Below are 15,429 nucleotides of genomic sequence, written 5' to 3'. Positions count from 1 at the left end.
AGTGCGGGCCCTTAGCTCAGTCGGTAGAGCAACTGACTTTTAATCAGTAGGTCGCTGGTTCGAACCCAGCAGGGCTCACCACCATTTTCCGAATCGATTGGGCCAACCTAACATTGGCATGAGGTCTTGAAGGGCGGCTTGATCCCAAGGCAGGCGTGCGCCCTTCCTTTGCTCCGAAGGGCGGCAGGATTGGGCCGGCAATGCGCTCTCGGACAACATGGGTATCACAACCGCAAAGCGGCGGGCCGAATTTGCTCCAGCGCAGCGTTGCTCGTCAGTCACAATGCCTCAGCATTGCTCCTTCCTCGCGCCTTGCCCTGAAACAAATTCGGCTCCGTCACTCTGAACCAGATTGGTCGGAAAGTGCTCCAAATGGCAATGTAGGGCTGAAGTTCAGAGCCTCGTATGAAGTGTTCAGGAACTCTGGAAATCAAGGCCGGATGCCGTTACCGTTCGGTCGAACTGGGGCTAACGGGGATCAATGCGGCCTTCAGGGCGTAATATTTCCGATATAATTCAGATTTTTAGTGGGGTGGGAGTGGAAAAATTTCGGATATTGGCAATAGACGACCACCACTTGTTTCTTTCTGGTCTAGAGCTGATTGTCAGGCAAAGCTTTCCTTTCGTGGAATTTATTTCAAAGCCGGGGCTTGGCGCTGCAATTGATGCCCTTCACCAGACGCCAGACCTCGTTATGCTTGATTTCAACCTTGTGGGCGTAAGCGGAGAAGCAGCGTTGGCTCTTGTGCGCATGCACTGGCCGAAAGCCAAAATCTTCATCATCACATCCGAAGACACGAGATGGGTAACTGATTGCCTTGGTGACGCTGAAGGTGTTTCGATTCTTTCGAAGGCCGAGCCGCCGACAGTGTTGATAGATCGGATCGCCAAAGCACTACCTGTCGCATCATCGGTCGCAACCGCAGAGGATCAAGGCAAGACGCTGCGTCGGCTCACCGCACGGCAGATCGAGATTTTAGGCTTTGTGCGCGAAGGCCATTCGAACAAGGCGATCGCAAGGTTGATCGGCCTGTCCGAATTCACGGTCAGAGGCCACGTTCAGCAGATCTTCAAACTGCTGAACGCCACCAATCGAACCAACGCCGTCTATCTGGCCGAACAGGCAAGGCTGATCTGATGGTGCCTGCGCCTGACACGCAGGATAGCGATACGCAGCAGCGAATTCTGATCGAACAGATCCGGATCGTTTACAGCATGCTGGCCCGCTCTGGCAGCATGACGCTGGTGCTGTCGGCCTTCGTGGCTTTTGTGATGCGCGAGCATGGAATAGCCATCTGGGCTTGGTTTGGGCTGCAGGCGACGTTGAAAATCTCAGAGTTGACCGAACTGCGGTGGTTCTATGATCCCGAGATGGTGGCAAACGCGCCGGACCGGATGCTGCGTCGGCTCTATGTAACCCAATCGCTCCACGCCGCCGGTTGGGCCAGCCTGTTGGCCATCGCCGGGCAAAACATCAGCGCACCGGAATTCGTGTTCGTGGTGATGGCGCTTGGCGGGGTGTTGAGCGGAGGGGTGACCACATATGGTGCCTTGCCAAAGGTACACGCCGTCTACATCGCGTCCTTCATCGCGGTCAGCTTTATGACGATGATCTATCTGATTGCGGTCGTCCCCGATAATCCAGCTTTCTACATGATGCCGGTGCTGGCCATACTCTATTGCATTGGCACATACATGAACACACAAGTGAGCGGCGAGGCCTATTATCGCCACATCGCCCTGGGCTTTGCCAACGCAGAGCTTGCTGAAGGGCTGGCCCGGCAGGCCGAACGGGCCGAGGCCGCCCGCCAGACAGCGGAGGCAGCCGATCGCGCGAAGTCCACGTTCCTGGCCTCAGCCAGTCACGACCTTCGGCAACCGATCCATGCCACTGGCCTGTTTCTGGCCTTGCTCAAGGGCAGCAAGCTTGAGCCGGCGCAACGCGACATGGTCATGAATGCTTCCAGCGCGCTGCGCGCTTCGTCAGAGATGTTGGATGCCTTGCTCGACTTTTCGCGGGCGGATGCAGGCGTGATCGAGCCGCAGGCGCGGACGTTCTTTTTCGACGACCTTGTCCGGCAACTCGAAACTGAGTTGGGCGTTCAGGCCGACGAAAAGCGGATCGCCTTCCGGGTGCACGAATGCGGAAAGCACGTTCATGCCGATCCCGGCCTCGTGCGTCTGATTTTGCTGAACCTGATATCCAATGCGATCCGCTATACCGATGAAGGGGGCCTTCTGATCGGGGCGCGGCGGCGAGGCCATCTTCTGATCGCCGAAGTCTGGGATACCGGCATCGGCATTCCGGCCGATCAACAAGAAGCGATCTTTGGCGATTTCACACAACTGGGGAACCCTGAACGTGATCGCCGCAAAGGTCTTGGACTGGGCCTGGCCATCGCCCGGCGCATGGCGCGGCTGATCGGCACCGACATTACGGTTTCCTCCGAGCCCGGGCGCGGCAGCGTGTTCCGCTTCCCGCTGATGCTGGCTGCGCCAGTGCAGATCGAAGCGCCTCCTGCGCAACCCGTCCAGACGGAACGGCCAGGCATTGTCAGACGGGCGAGGGTGATCCTGCTGGACGATGACGTTGCGATTTTGCGAGGCCTTGGCGCTCTGTTGACCGCGCAAGGATACGATGTGGCAACTGCAGAAACGGTCGAAGAAGCGTTGGATCATGCCGCTAGGCACGTGCCAGACCTTCTGATTTCGGATTTCCGGCTGAGGCAGGGGCGCGACGGGACCGAAGCGGTGCGCCTGATGCGTCAGAAACATGGCGCAGGGCTGCCGGTCCTGATGATCACTGGCGACACCCATCCAGACCGGATCGCTGCGGCTGACCGGGAAGACATGAAGATCCTCTACAAGCCTGTTGACCCGGACCGGATCGTCGAGGCCGTTGCTTCACTGGTGCAGTGATCTTGGTGGTCTTGGCGAGTGCACCCGCAGGACTCGCCATTTTCCGTGAAGTGCTGAGGTTCCGCTGATTGCAGCGTAACCCGCAGCCGCCTCGTCTTTAGAGCACTTTCCGACCAATCTGGCTCACCGTGACGGAGCCGATTTTGGCCGAGTGCAAGGATCGAGGAGGGAGCCATGCTGTCGCATAGTGACCGACGAGAGACGCAGCAATCGGCCAAAAGGGGCCCGCCCCGAAGGGGTTGACGCAGGAAGCCCCTCGGACAGCGTCGCCTTGCTTGGACGGGCAACCAGCCCGGTCTGTGCAACGCTCCTTGCCGAGAAGCTTGCTGCGCCAATCACGATGAGCCAGATTGGTCGGAAAGTGCTCTAGCGTTGACCTGGCTTCTTGTCTGCCGTTGGGTTCGTGCGGACAATGCTGCATTCCGACCCTCCCGCACCAAACTGGTTGGGCTGGACCACGATCGTCATGCGCCGGGTCGTGCCATCCGCTTGCGGGACCATCTCGATCACGATCACCGGCACATTCGCATCGGCAACGCTTTGCGAGGGACGACCGTTGATGGCGCCTGTCCTCGGATCGATCGTCAGCCAGCATGGCAGTTCGCCGCCAGCAGCAGTCTGCGCAGTGATCGGCTTGCCGGCAGGGGGCGGCGCGATTTCAGGCCGGATCACGTTCTGCTCACGGTCAACCACGGTGCGGACAGTGTTTTCGGGCATCGGAACAACAGGTGTCGTCGTTGACGGAACACTTTGCTGCTTTTGCTCCTGCGGCATAGTTGCGGGCGCTTCAGGCTGCCTCTGGACGGTCGAGGTCATGACCGGCACATCGGGTTGCTTCTGAACGGTTGGCTGAATGGCCGGCGCGTCGGGCTGCTTCTGGACGGTCGGGGTCATAACCGGCGCATCGGGTTGCTTCTGCACCGTCGGCTGGATCACCGGCGCATCGGGCTGCTTCTGAACTGTCGGCTTGATGACCGGCGCGTCGGGCTGCTTCTGGACCGTCGGCGTGATGACCGGCGCATCGGGTTGCTTCTGGACCGTCGGCGTAATGACCGGTGCGTCGGGCTGCTTCTGAACGGTTGGCTGGATGACCGGCGCATCGGGTTGCTTCTGAACCGTCGGCGTAATGACCGGTGCGTCGGGTTGTTTCTGAACCGTCGGCAGGATGAGCGGTCGATCCGTGGGCGTCTGCGCACGGTCCGGTCCTGCAGGCGGCGTTGGTGCAGGCTGAGGCACCGGCGTGATCGTGGCAGGCCTGCCTGCGTCAATCTTTGCGACCGGGACTGGCGCCACGGCCTGCGGACCAGTCGACAGAGGCGCTGCTTTCGGCACGGCCAAGGCCAGCGGGGCCTGGAGTGGCGTTGCGCCTTGGACCGTCGCTGTGACGCCTTCCACGCGCATCGCTTGTGGCGCTGCGGCAGTCGCACCTTGGGCGATGCTCTGGCTGACGGCTGCGCCTGCAATCGGAGCTGCCCCAATTGCTACGACGGGGGCTGCGGCGGGCGCTGCAATGCCGCTGATCCGCCCGGCGGCCTGTCCCGGCACTGCGAGCGCGGATGTCTGCCTCGATCCGACCGCACCAGCAGCGTTTGAGGAACCGTTCGTCTGCCCGACGGGCGCGGAGAAGGAATTGCTGTCAGCCGCGTTCGAGGTTGACACATTGCTGTCGGGCACGCCGTCCACTTGCCGGATGGTTGGAGCATCGACGCCCCCAGCCAATTGCGGTGCGATGACGGGCGTTGCTGACCGACCGACGAATGTGCCGCCGGACTGGGATGTCACGCTGCTGGTCGTCGTGGTCCGGTCGGTCACGTTATAGGCATTGAAGCCGCCCGTGCCGCCAGCAACGACTGTGCCGGACTGCTCAGCAGCGGCTGAGATATTGAACCCGCCACCCGATGAGCGCACCGTATCGACGACGCTCTGGTTCGTGACCTGTCCTTGCGTGGCCACCACGTTCGCGCCGGTCGCCGCAGCAATCTGCGTGCCCTGCAGCAGCACCGAGTTGCCCTGAACGTTGACCTGACCAGAACCGGAATTGAGCTGCACGGTTTGATTGGTGACGGAATCCGTCTTGTCGATCTGCAATCCTGCTTCGACCTCGATCCCTGCGCTGTTGGCACCACCGGTGCCTTTGCTCGCGGTCAGGTTGACGCCGAAAGAAGCATTCAGATCGTTCGTCGTTTCGGTCGATCGCGCAGCTTCCAGCACGACCTTGCCGTTGGTGGCGGCCACGTTGACTCCGGATTCACCGCTGACCTGCGTGGCTTGCAAGCGCAGATCGCCATTGGTGGTAACGATGTTCACTGCACCTGCACCGGATTCGATGGTGCCGGTCACGGCCTGATTCTTCGATCCCGAGCTCTTCGAGATTTCGCCCTCGACGCCCACGCCAACGCTCTTGGCGATGACATCGACGGTCACCGACTGGTCGAGCGAGAAGCCAGAGCTGGAAGTCTGTTCGGTGTTTCGGGCAGCGGTATAGTCCAGCGATCCAGCCTGAATGGTAACGCCCTGCTGGCCCTTGATCTGCGTGCCTTCCAGCGATGTCTTGCCACTGGTGATCGAAACGACCTTGCCACCGGCATCATAGCTGCTGGTAACCGCCTCGCTGCTCCGCTGGGATTCGCCCGACTGCTCATAGGTGAAGGTCTGCTTGATGCCCGCGCCGGTAGAGCTGCCCGAGGTCATGCCGCCCGAAACGCCGCCCTGCACGTTGGCGCCGATGGTGAATTCCGTGCTCCGGCTGTTCTCCGTGCTGAACTCGGTGTTCTCCGCTGCCCGGTCGGTGATGGTCGTGGCCTGCTGGAGGATGTCCCCGCCCGACTGAAGCTGCGTGCCCTGATCGTTGATCGCGTTGCTCGCGATGCGCACCACGTTGCCGCCAGACTTGATCGTGGTGGACACTGCGCTGGTCGAACCGGAACTGGAACTGCTGGCTTCGTTGGCTGCGCGGAACCCCGCGCTGACTTCGGCGGAAGCTTCTGCGCCGACCTTCAGACCGTTGGCCGCAGGGGTGGAAATACCGGTCTGGCCGATCTTTGCCGATGCGCCCGCCGATGCTTCGGCAGAGGCGCTGCCGTTCGCTCTAAGATAAAGCCCCGCAGTGGTCTCGCTTTCGCTCTGTGAGGAGAACTCATAGTCCTGCGCGGCCAGATTGTTGATGTTGTTGCCCGCAACCTGCGCCACGTCGCCACCGGCTGAGAGGTTGGCACCGACCGTGGTGATGTCGTTCTCGGCAATGATGTTGAGGTTGCCGCCCGCGCTGATGTTGCTGCCAACATTGCCGACCTTTACGCTGTTTTCGCGCGAAGTGCTGTTACGCACGCCGATCGTCGCAGTCACCTGACCATTGGCTTCAGCCGTGGCCGAAGCACTGGCGCCGCCGCCGATGGCCGCGCGGTTCTTGCTGTCGGCAAGGCTTCCGCTGATCTCGGCATTGGCCGCTGCGCTGGCATCGCCCTTGGAATCGACGAAGATGCCGATCGAAGTGGTACGGCTGTCGCTGCTGCTCGTTTCGCTGTCTATGCCCGTTAGGATGTTGACGTCCTTGGCCCGCAGCGTGAGATCGCCTTCCGTGGTGCCGACGTTCGACCCTTGGATCGTCAGCGTCTTGCCTGCCGAAATCTGCGAATCCCCGCCGAATTCGATGTTGGAGCCGACGTTGGTCGTGCTCTGTTCGCGGCTGTTGGTCACGGTCTTGCTATAGAAGTTCAGCGAAGACTTGTTTTCGCCCTCAGCCGATGCCGAAGCCCCGGCTGAAGCCGTTCCACCGATCCCGTTGCGTTCTGCTAGTGCGCCTGCATTGGCACTGGCCTTGCCCGAACTGGAGCTAGAGACACCGAGAATCGTTTCCGTCTCGCGCCGTGTGGTAACATCGCGCGTGTCCTTGCCAGCAAGCACGTTCACGTTGCCGGTCGCGTCGATCACGCCGCCTTCGGCTGCGCTCAGGTTCGAACCCTGGATCGTGACGTTGTCGTTGTTGATCAGCGCAACCTTGCCCCCGGCGGTGATACCGGAAGCCACGTTGGTGGCCGAAGCGTCGCGCGTGTTGACCTTTTCCTTGCCATAGAGGCCACCGGCAACGCCAAGGCCCGACTTCTTCATCTCGGTCGTAGTCGTAGACGTATCGTTGCCTGCAAGGATGTTCAGATCGTTGCCCGATGTATCGATCACTACGTTCTTGCCCGCGTTGATCTGGCTGCCACCGGTGATGTTGGTATCGCCGCCGGACTTCACGTAGAGCGATCCGCCTGTCGTCACGTTGGAACCAACGTTGGTGGTGGTTTCGACTTCGGTGGTGGTGGTCTTCTTCTGGAAGACGCCGCTGTACTTCTCTACCGTTTTCGTGCGGCTCGTATCGGTGGCGGCGGTAATGTTCACCTCGCCCTCAGAGATGATGGCTGCGTTGCCGCCCGCCGTCACGTTGCTGCCGGTGATATTGGTCGAACCGCCGCTCTTGAGCACGAGATTGCCACCGGCTGACACGTCGGACCCGATGTTGGTCGTAGTAACATACTCGCTGGTGGTGGTGGTGCGGCCCTTCTTGATTTGGTTTACATCGCCTTCGGTTGATGTGACCGTACCGATATCGATGTTGTTGCCAGCGTTGAGAACAAGATCTTTGCCAGCGCTGATCGTGCCACCTTTGACGGAGATGTCCTTGGCCGCGTTAAGCGACAGGCTTTCTGTGGCAGTGATCGCGGCTGTTGGACCGACTTCGGTCCTTATGGTCTTCGTGCCAATTCCGCGGGTGTCAGTTTGGGTGACGACTTCGATGCTGCCACCGCGGGTGGTCAGCGCCAGGTTTTTCGCAGAAATATTGTTGGTGCCATCGACCTTGAAGCCTTCCATCTGATCGACGGAAAGCGCCGTCCCGGCTGTGATGGTGCCACCCTTGATATCGACGCGGGTATCGTCTGACCGCAAGGCGATACGGTCTGCGGCGATGGTGCCATTTGTGTTGACCAGATCCTCGTTGGCGATCACCACGGCCGTCTTGGCTGCCTGAATCGTGCTGTTCAGGTTCTGGACGCTGCCGCTGGCCGACTTGAGATAGACCTGACCGCCCGCAATCACGCCGCCATTGGTGTTGCGGATGTCACCGGTCGTTCGGATGACGTTGGTCTTGGTGCCGATGATCTGCCCGCCATCGTTGTTCAGCGAGGTCAGCTGGAGATTGACGCTGTCTGCGATGATGCCACTGCCGCTGACCAGTGCGGTCTTTGTTGCTTCGGAAAGGTAGACGACCGGCGCGAGCACGCTTTGACCAGCCACTTCGGTGCGGACAAGCCAAATGATGTCGCCCGGAAGATTGGCGGCCTGCTCTTCGGTAAGGGGCTGGCCGATGACCAGTCCTGTCTGCTGGGCATAGTCGGCAGCGTTCGCATAAAGCGCCGAGAGCTGGTCATCCAGCGTGGCGTAGCTGGAAAGCAGGCTGCGGCCAGTGGCGCCAAGCAGTTGCTGGGTGATCAGATAGGCTTCGTAGTCCGTATCGCCCAAACGCTTGCCGAACGCATCCGGCGCAATGCCCAGCCTTTGTGCAAGCAGGTCGGAGCTGAAGCTTGCGATCGGCGTGGTGAACAGCGGATTGCTCTCTACCAGAAACTGACTGGTCGGGTTCGGCACCGTCACAAAGCGGCCATTGGGGTTGCTTGGCAGGGCGACTGTGGTGCCATCAAACGAAACCGCAGGCTGTCCCCCAACCGTCGTCACGCTGATGGGATTGGTGAAGTTGGTAGAAGCAGTGCTGGCAAGAGGTGTGGCGCTGCCTGCCCCGCTGCTCAAGCCGCTTGTGGAGGTTGCTGTGTCTACCGTGAGGCCCGCTGTTGGCGTCAGACCGGTGCCGCTCGTTCCGGTGGTGCCAGTTGCCCCTGTTGCCGCAACGGATGCGGTAGGCGCAGCGATCCCGGTGGTCGAGCCGCTGGTGCCCGTAGGCGCCGTGGTCGAGCCGGTTCTGCTGCCGATGGCGGTGTTGAGCGCGTTCCCCGCCGCTGTAACGGCCGGTGGCGTTGTATTTCCGGCAGCGCCGATTACCGTCAACGCATAGCCGCCGCCGGTTACGCTGTTGGCGAAGACTCCCGTGGGTACGAGCGACCCGCCGCCGGTCCCGAAGACCTTGGCCGTTGAAGCAGACCGTCCGATCCCGTCACCGCCACACGTGTACGTTGGCCCACCTGCGCAGGTGAACTGCGGGAAATAGTCGAGAAATTCGCCGGATCGCACGCCGGTAGGCGGGTTCTGGCTGGTGTCGAGCCGATATCTCTGGAAACCGGATCGGGTCCAGAGCATGTCGGTGACCGTCTGGCGCAATTCAAGCGTGTTCAGGCCGAAGGTGGCACCTGATTCCAGCGCGGACAGCGATACGACTGGGGCAGAAAGTCTCGCGCCGACGTTGTTCGCGTTCCTGAAATTGACCCTCAGCGTACCGCCCGTTGAAACGATCTGCGGCGTATAGGAAGGCGCGATCAGGCCATTGGCAAATCGTTCGGTATCGACCGTCCGCTGATTCCAGGTTTGCGTGAAGAAGTTTTCGCAATCGAACAGCGTGGTTGACGTGCCAACGCCACTGCAACTTCCGTTCGGAGCCACGTTGGTGCTAACCGGTTGGGCCGAAATGACCGTGTTCTGCGAGCTGACCCTGGACCAATCACCGACGACGGCATTGGTAAAGTTGCGCGAATTAATCGTGATGTCGCCCGCCGCATTGATCTGGCTGTAGTTTATGACGCTACCGGCATAGCCGAAGGCACCTTCATTTGTGGACAGCGATATAGAGCCACCGGAATCGATCGACCCCGCAAAACCTGATGCACTTGACGCGCTGTCGGTGTTCGCCTTGTTTACGATGCTCGCCCCAGCTTCGAGATTTACCGCAGCGGCGCCATAGATTTGGCCTGAATTGACGATGCTTCCGCTTTGCCCGCCAAACGTCGCGGGTTTGGCAATGATCGATGTCGAACCGCCAGAAGCGACCCCGCTGTTGCTGGCGAGCGTGATGTCGCCAAACCCGCGGACGTTCAGCCCGGCCTCGCCGAAAATCAGGCCGCGCACCGTGAAGGAATTGGTGACCGAAAGCGACGATGCCTGCTGATTGCCTCCGAGCAGTTGCGATGACGAATCCGCCATCTCGAACGTATCGATCGCAATATTGAACGCATTACGCGCGCTGATGCTTGCTCCACTGCCGATGGACAGCCGGGTTCCGCTGACGCCCGGCAGGGCGACATAGCCGAAGCTGTTGGACACGGCCTTGGCGTTGGCGCCAAACACGAAATCGCGCACCAGAATGGTCGCGATACTATCACCTTCCAGAAGGCCATTGTTGATGACCTGCGTGCTATTGGCCGAAGCGCCAAGCTTGATCTCGCGGTTGACGCGGATCGTGCCGCCAAGGTCGTTCAGCAGATTGCCATTGATCGTGGACAGGCTGAGGCTGGTGCCCGATTCCAGAAGGCCCGCGTTGCGGAAGCTGCCGGATGAGATCGAGGCCGTGTCGGCGATATTGGTCCCGACGAAATAGGCGTTGCCCTGATTCAAGAACTCTTCGGACGTAATGATGTTCGAATTGACGGCGGCCTGCATCGTGCCGAAGTTGCGGAACGATCTGACGTTTGCGCGGATTGCGCTGTCGACCAGCAGCGTCGCTCCGCCACCTACCGCAAAATCCGCGCCGACGGCCAGAACGTCGAGCGTGCCGCCGATCTGGAACAGGCCGTCCGATCCGGTCGAGCCACCAGGGCCGGTGAAGAACGGTACGCGGATGGTGAGGGCGCGATTGTCGCCGTTGATGCTGCGGATGTTGAGGTTGCCGGGCACGAAGAACGTGCCCGCACTGCTGAGGCTGGACCCAAGGGTGATCGTCGCGTCCTGCGGCGCAAAGACCGCGCGCAACTGGTTGTCTATCTCGTTCGCTGTGAGGTTCAACGTGCCGTTGGTGAGGAACGTGCCACTGTTGGTCAGCGTGCCACTGATCGTGATGGCACTCGCGCCGGTGCCGGTTACGAACTGCCCGGCGTTGGTCATGCCTGCCAGCGTCAGCGCAGTGGCGTCTGCCGTGATCGCCGCGCCTGCTGCGTTGGTCAGCGTCGTGGCAGTGCCATCAATCGTGAGCGTGGCCGGTGCCGCAGTCGTGCCCTGCGCAGCAATGATGCCGCTGCCCGAATTGGTGATCGCCAAGGCCGCGCCCGTCCCGTGGATCGCCATGTCAGCCGAGGTGATTACATAGCCGGTGTTGTCGAAAGCAGGTCCATTGAGGTTGAAGCTGGCCCCCTTGCTCGACTGGATCGTCGCTGCCGAGGCGCTAGCCCCCGGCGCAAGGTTGGCAAGGCTTGCGGCATTGACAACGAGATTGCCTATGCCATCGGTAGAGCCGATCAGCGTGCCCGCATTGGCAAGGTTGCCGGTCAGATTGAATGTCGTGCCCTTGTCCGCTTGCAGGATTGCACCTGCATTGTTCGAGAACGACGCGCCGCTGAATGTGGCGATGCCGTCCTGCGCATAGAGCGTGCCCGAATTCTCACTAGCGCCGGTGAAGGCCAGCGTCAGGTTGCCGCGGCTCTGCAGCGTGCCGAAATTGCTGATCGCGCCGAACGCCCAGTTCAGCGAATTGCCGATGATCACGCCACGATTGGTCAGTGAAATGCCGCCGCCGTTGATGGTAATCAGGCCGGTCGTGCTGGCACCCGCAGGGCTGGTCTGGATGGTCGCGCCGGTCTGATTGTTGATGGCAAGATTGCTGCCGGTGATTGCGATATCGTCGCCCGCTGCGATCAATCCGGCGTTGTCGAGGCTCTGGCTGCTGCCGGTGAACGCAAGCCCCAGCTTGCCGCCGGAAACGATGCGCGCACCGGCAGCAACGCTTGCCGAACCGAGCGACAGGGTGCTGGTGCCGCTGGTATTGGCAAGATAAATCTGCCCGTTGTTGGAAAGCCTGCCGCTGACAGTCACCGCCCCTGCCACTTCGGACTGGAGCCTGCCCGCCGCTGCAACGTCGAGGGTTCCCGCCGAAAGTGTCAGCGTGCCGTTGCTGCCGATCAGGCCGCTCGTCGCCAGTGCGCCCGACACCGCGATGTCAGCCGCATTGGTTGAAACAATGCTGCCCGAATTGGTCAGGCTGGCAATCGTGAACGCCAGAGCATTGCCGCCGATCTGCCCCGCCTGATCGGTAAACGCCGCACCGTTGCCGGTGATGGCCAGCGTTCCGCCAGACAGCAACCTGCCTGCCGTGCTGTTGGTCAGGGTCACGCTGTTGCTGCCCGACGCGATGGTAAAATCGCCGAGCGACTGGATCGTGCTGCTGTTGGCTAGTCCTGCGGAAAGGTTGAGCGCTAGCGTCCCATTCGAACCAATGCTGCCGGTGTTGGTCAGCAGCCCAGCGCCCAGCGTCGCGCTTCCCGCGTTGTCGCTGGTCAGCACCAGCGTGCCGCTGTTGGTCACAGCGCCTGTGGCGATAATGCTGTTCGCGCCCGCGCCGCCGCCGATGGCTCCGGCATTGTCGAGTGCGGCAAGCGACAGTGCCAGTCTGTCACCGAGCAGACGCCCGCCCGCGATGTTGACCAGCGAGAGCTGCCCGCTCGACGAAAGCGTCGCCGGACTTGCGCTGGAACCTTGCGCGGCAATAATGCCGCTCGCGCGGTTGGTCAGCGTTGCCCCGCCGGTCCCGGCGGAAAGCGCCAGCGTGCCCGCGCTGAGCAGGGTGCCCGCGTTGCTGCCGCCGGTGCCGGTCAGGGCAAGCGACAGCCCGCCCGCCGATTGCACGATCGCGCCCGCCTGGTTGTCGAACGTCCCGGCGGTCAACGCCACGGCACCCGTGCCGCCATTGGCAGAAGGCGTCAGGATCGTGCCCGCATTGGTCAGCGTGCCAGTGGACGTCAGCGCCACGCCGCTGCCGCCCTGAATGCCGCCGCTGGCAAGGTTGCTCACCGTGCCGCCCCGTCCTGTCAGTTGGGTTCCGGCCAGCAGCACGCCTGCGTTGGACACCGCGCCCGATGCTGCAAAGTTCAGCCCGGCCACCGCGCTGATCGCCCCGGCATTGGTCATCCGCGCCAGTGTGAGGTCCAGCGAATTGCCAGTGATCACTGAATTGGGCGCTGTTTCGAGCGCTATGCCCGCGCCGGTGATGGTCAGCTTGTCGCCGCTGGCGCTGCCGGACTGGATATAGGCACCGCCCGCGTTCGTCAGCATCAGCGCGGTGCCGGTTGCCCTGATCGAAAGGCTTCTCGATGCCAGCAGATTGCCCGCGTTCGTCAGCGAAGTGCCGGACAGCGTCAGGTCCAGATCCCCTTGCGAAACCAGCACGGCGCCACTCTGATTGTCCAGCGAGCCAGCAGCAACGGTGCCGTTGCCGCTGGTGTTGGCAAGGTAGATCGCTCCTTGGTTCAGCAAAGCTCCGCCAGTGGCAATGTTGCCCCCGATGCCGGACTGCACAGTGCCCCCGGTCAGGTTTGAGAGGCTCCCCGCTGCAAGGGCGAGCGTCCCGTTGGTGCCAATCGTCGCCCGGTTGCTCACCGCGCCAGTGGCATCCAGCGTCAGACGGTCAGCGCCGATCACCTTACCGCTGTTGTCGAGGCTGGCTATCGCAAGGTTGACGGACTTGGCGCTGATAACGCCAGCCCCGGCGTTGGTGGTTGCCGCTTGGCCTGTCAGAGCCAGCGCACTTGCGGCGTTCATCGTGCCGCTGTTGTCAAGCGTGCCGGAGACTCCAAGGGTAAGATCACGCGCCGACTGCAGCGTTCCGGCATTGGTCACGCTGGCCGCCGTGATCGTGCCATCTGCCGTTGTGGCGGTCGATGCGATGAACAGCCCGGTGTTTTCAAGGCGGTTGGCGCGCAAGGTGGTGCCGCTTGCCGCCTGCACCGTCCCGGCGTTGACGAGCGTGGCCAACCGCGCGTCAATCGCACCGTTGCTCAGGATTTGCCCGCCGCTGGCATTCGTCAGGCTGCCGGATGCACCTCCAGCAGCATCAGCCAGCGTGAGGTTGCCCTGCGCTACAATCGAGCCGCTGTTCGTGGAATTGCCACCCAAAGACAGCGTCACTGCGCCTGCGTTGGCAGCGATCGTGCCTGCATTGTCGAGCCCGGCGCCTGCCGTGATCTCGACAGGTCCACCGGAACTGACGATGCCTCCCCGACCGGCGCGCACCGAAACCGCGCCGCCTGCATTAAGCGCAAGCCTGCTTGCTGCCGTGAGCGCATAACTGCCCAGCGTCAGATCGCCCGTCGTGGCCTTGACCGAAAGCGCGTTGTTGGAGCTGTAAAGGAACCCGTCGCCATTGGCCGCAAGGCTTGAGCCCGAAATATCGGCCACGCCCGCCGCGCCATAGCTTGTTCCGGTCAGCGCTATCGCACCGCCAATGCCAAGCGTCAGGCTGCCCCCGGCATAACGCTGGTTGTTGTTGGGCAATGTCGCCGCACTGCCCGTATCGGTCAACGAAGCTGAGGTCAGCGACAGATCTCGCGTCGCCACGATGGCGCCGCCCGTTAGCGCCGCACTCCCAGCGATCGCAAGACCAAGATCACGCCCGGCGGAAAGGGACGCATCCTGCGCCACAAGCCCGCCAGTGCCGCTAGTGGAAATCTTCAGATCCTGCGCCGCCGAAATGGTCGAGCGCAGTTCGAGATTGCCTGCCGCACTCAGCGTCAGATCATCCGCAACTGCAGCAGCATCGGCAAGCAGGCGTACGCCCACACCAGCCTCGGTTGCGATCAAACGGATGCGGTTGGCATAGATGCCGCCGACAGCCGTGGAATCGATCGCGTAATCGGGCGTTGTGCCGGTTCCGGCGATGGCCGTGGCCCTGCGGTTCTGGTAGTCCCAGCGGTTGCTGCCCGCCACAACATCCAGCACCTTGCCGAAGGTTGCACCGCCGATGGCAATCTTGCGCCCGAGCAGGGCAGCATAGTCGGTGGTTTGAGCGTCCAGACCTGCGCCGTTGATGGTTAACGTACCACTGCTGACATCGAAGCCAAGCAACCCGCCACTTGAGTCGATGCGCGAACGTCCGGTGGCCAGCGTGAAGACCGAAGTGTTGATCACGCCGCAACCGCCGCAGGTGATGCCGTTGGGGTTGGCGACAACGACCTCGGCCTTGGTTCCGGCCACTTCCATGTACCCGGCCAGCACCGAGGGATTGGTCGAGACAACCTCGTTGAGAATAACCTTTGCAGCCGTGGTCAGGTTCGGGTTGACCGCAACGAGACCCGCCAGTTGCGTCGTCACGCGGCCTTCGGCATTCCCCTCGGCGGACGTGGCATTGTTGAGGATGATGCCCCGTGTCGAGACATTGAAGGCGTCGTACTGATTGACCGACAATCCGTTCGCATTGGGATTGGCGATCTGGACCATCGGCACGCCGTTGTCTGCTGTGCCGACTTGGGTATTGCCGTTTGCTGCCACGACTTGCGCGCGCAGAGCGCCATTCCCACCCGGCATCAGCGAGGCATAGAGCGCAATCGCCGAGATGGAGCTGGCGGAAAGCAGGCGGGAAAGGGTCTGGTGGCGCATGGATAA

At 61.8% G+C, this 15,429-nt stretch carries 3 protein-coding genes and 1 tRNA gene; 3 read left to right on the top strand and 1 reads right to left on the bottom strand.

What is annotated here, in order from left to right:
* Positions 1 to 5 precede the first annotated feature (5 nt).
* The 3 genes from HGI47_RS12835 (at position 6) to HGI47_RS12825 (ending at position 2,919) form a co-directional block, all read left to right on the top strand.
* Positions 6 to 81: transfer RNA gene (locus HGI47_RS12835), tRNA-Lys, on the top strand.
* Between the two features lie 457 nt (positions 82 to 538).
* Complete coding sequence (locus HGI47_RS12830; RefSeq protein ID WP_168853160.1) at positions 539 to 1,138, top strand: response regulator transcription factor; 600 nt, start codon at positions 539 to 541, stop codon at positions 1,136 to 1,138.
* Entirely contained in the window at positions 1,138 to 2,919 is a 1,782-nt protein-coding gene (locus tag HGI47_RS12825; RefSeq protein WP_168853159.1) for a hybrid sensor histidine kinase/response regulator, read from the top strand. Before HGI47_RS12830 ends, HGI47_RS12825 begins: the two co-directional genes overlap by 1 nt.
* 366 nt (positions 2,920 to 3,285) lie before the next feature.
* On the opposite strand, the gene HGI47_RS12820 is transcribed toward HGI47_RS12825, so the two are convergent.
* Positions 3,286 to 15,423, bottom strand: a complete 12,138-nt coding sequence (locus tag HGI47_RS12820) for a hemagglutinin repeat-containing protein (protein WP_168853158.1) — start codon at positions 15,421 to 15,423, stop codon at positions 3,286 to 3,288.
* Positions 15,424 to 15,429: the final 6 nt, after the last annotated feature.

The sequence above is a fragment of the Novosphingobium sp. ERN07 genome (assembly GCF_012641335.1).
GTDB lineage: Bacteria > Pseudomonadota > Alphaproteobacteria > Sphingomonadales > Sphingomonadaceae > Novosphingobium.
The sequence above is the reverse complement of the archived record's forward strand: the minus strand, read 5'-3'. Positions and strand labels throughout refer to the sequence as shown.

Coding starts and splice junctions, on each gene's coding strand:
- HGI47_RS12825 (WP_168853159.1), top strand. CDS start 1,138: ATGGTGCCTGCGCCTGACACGCAGGATAGCGATACGCAGCAGCGAATT.
- HGI47_RS12820 (WP_168853158.1), bottom strand. CDS start 15,423: ATGCGCCACCAGACCCTTTCCCGCCTGCTTTCCGCCAGCTCCATCTCG.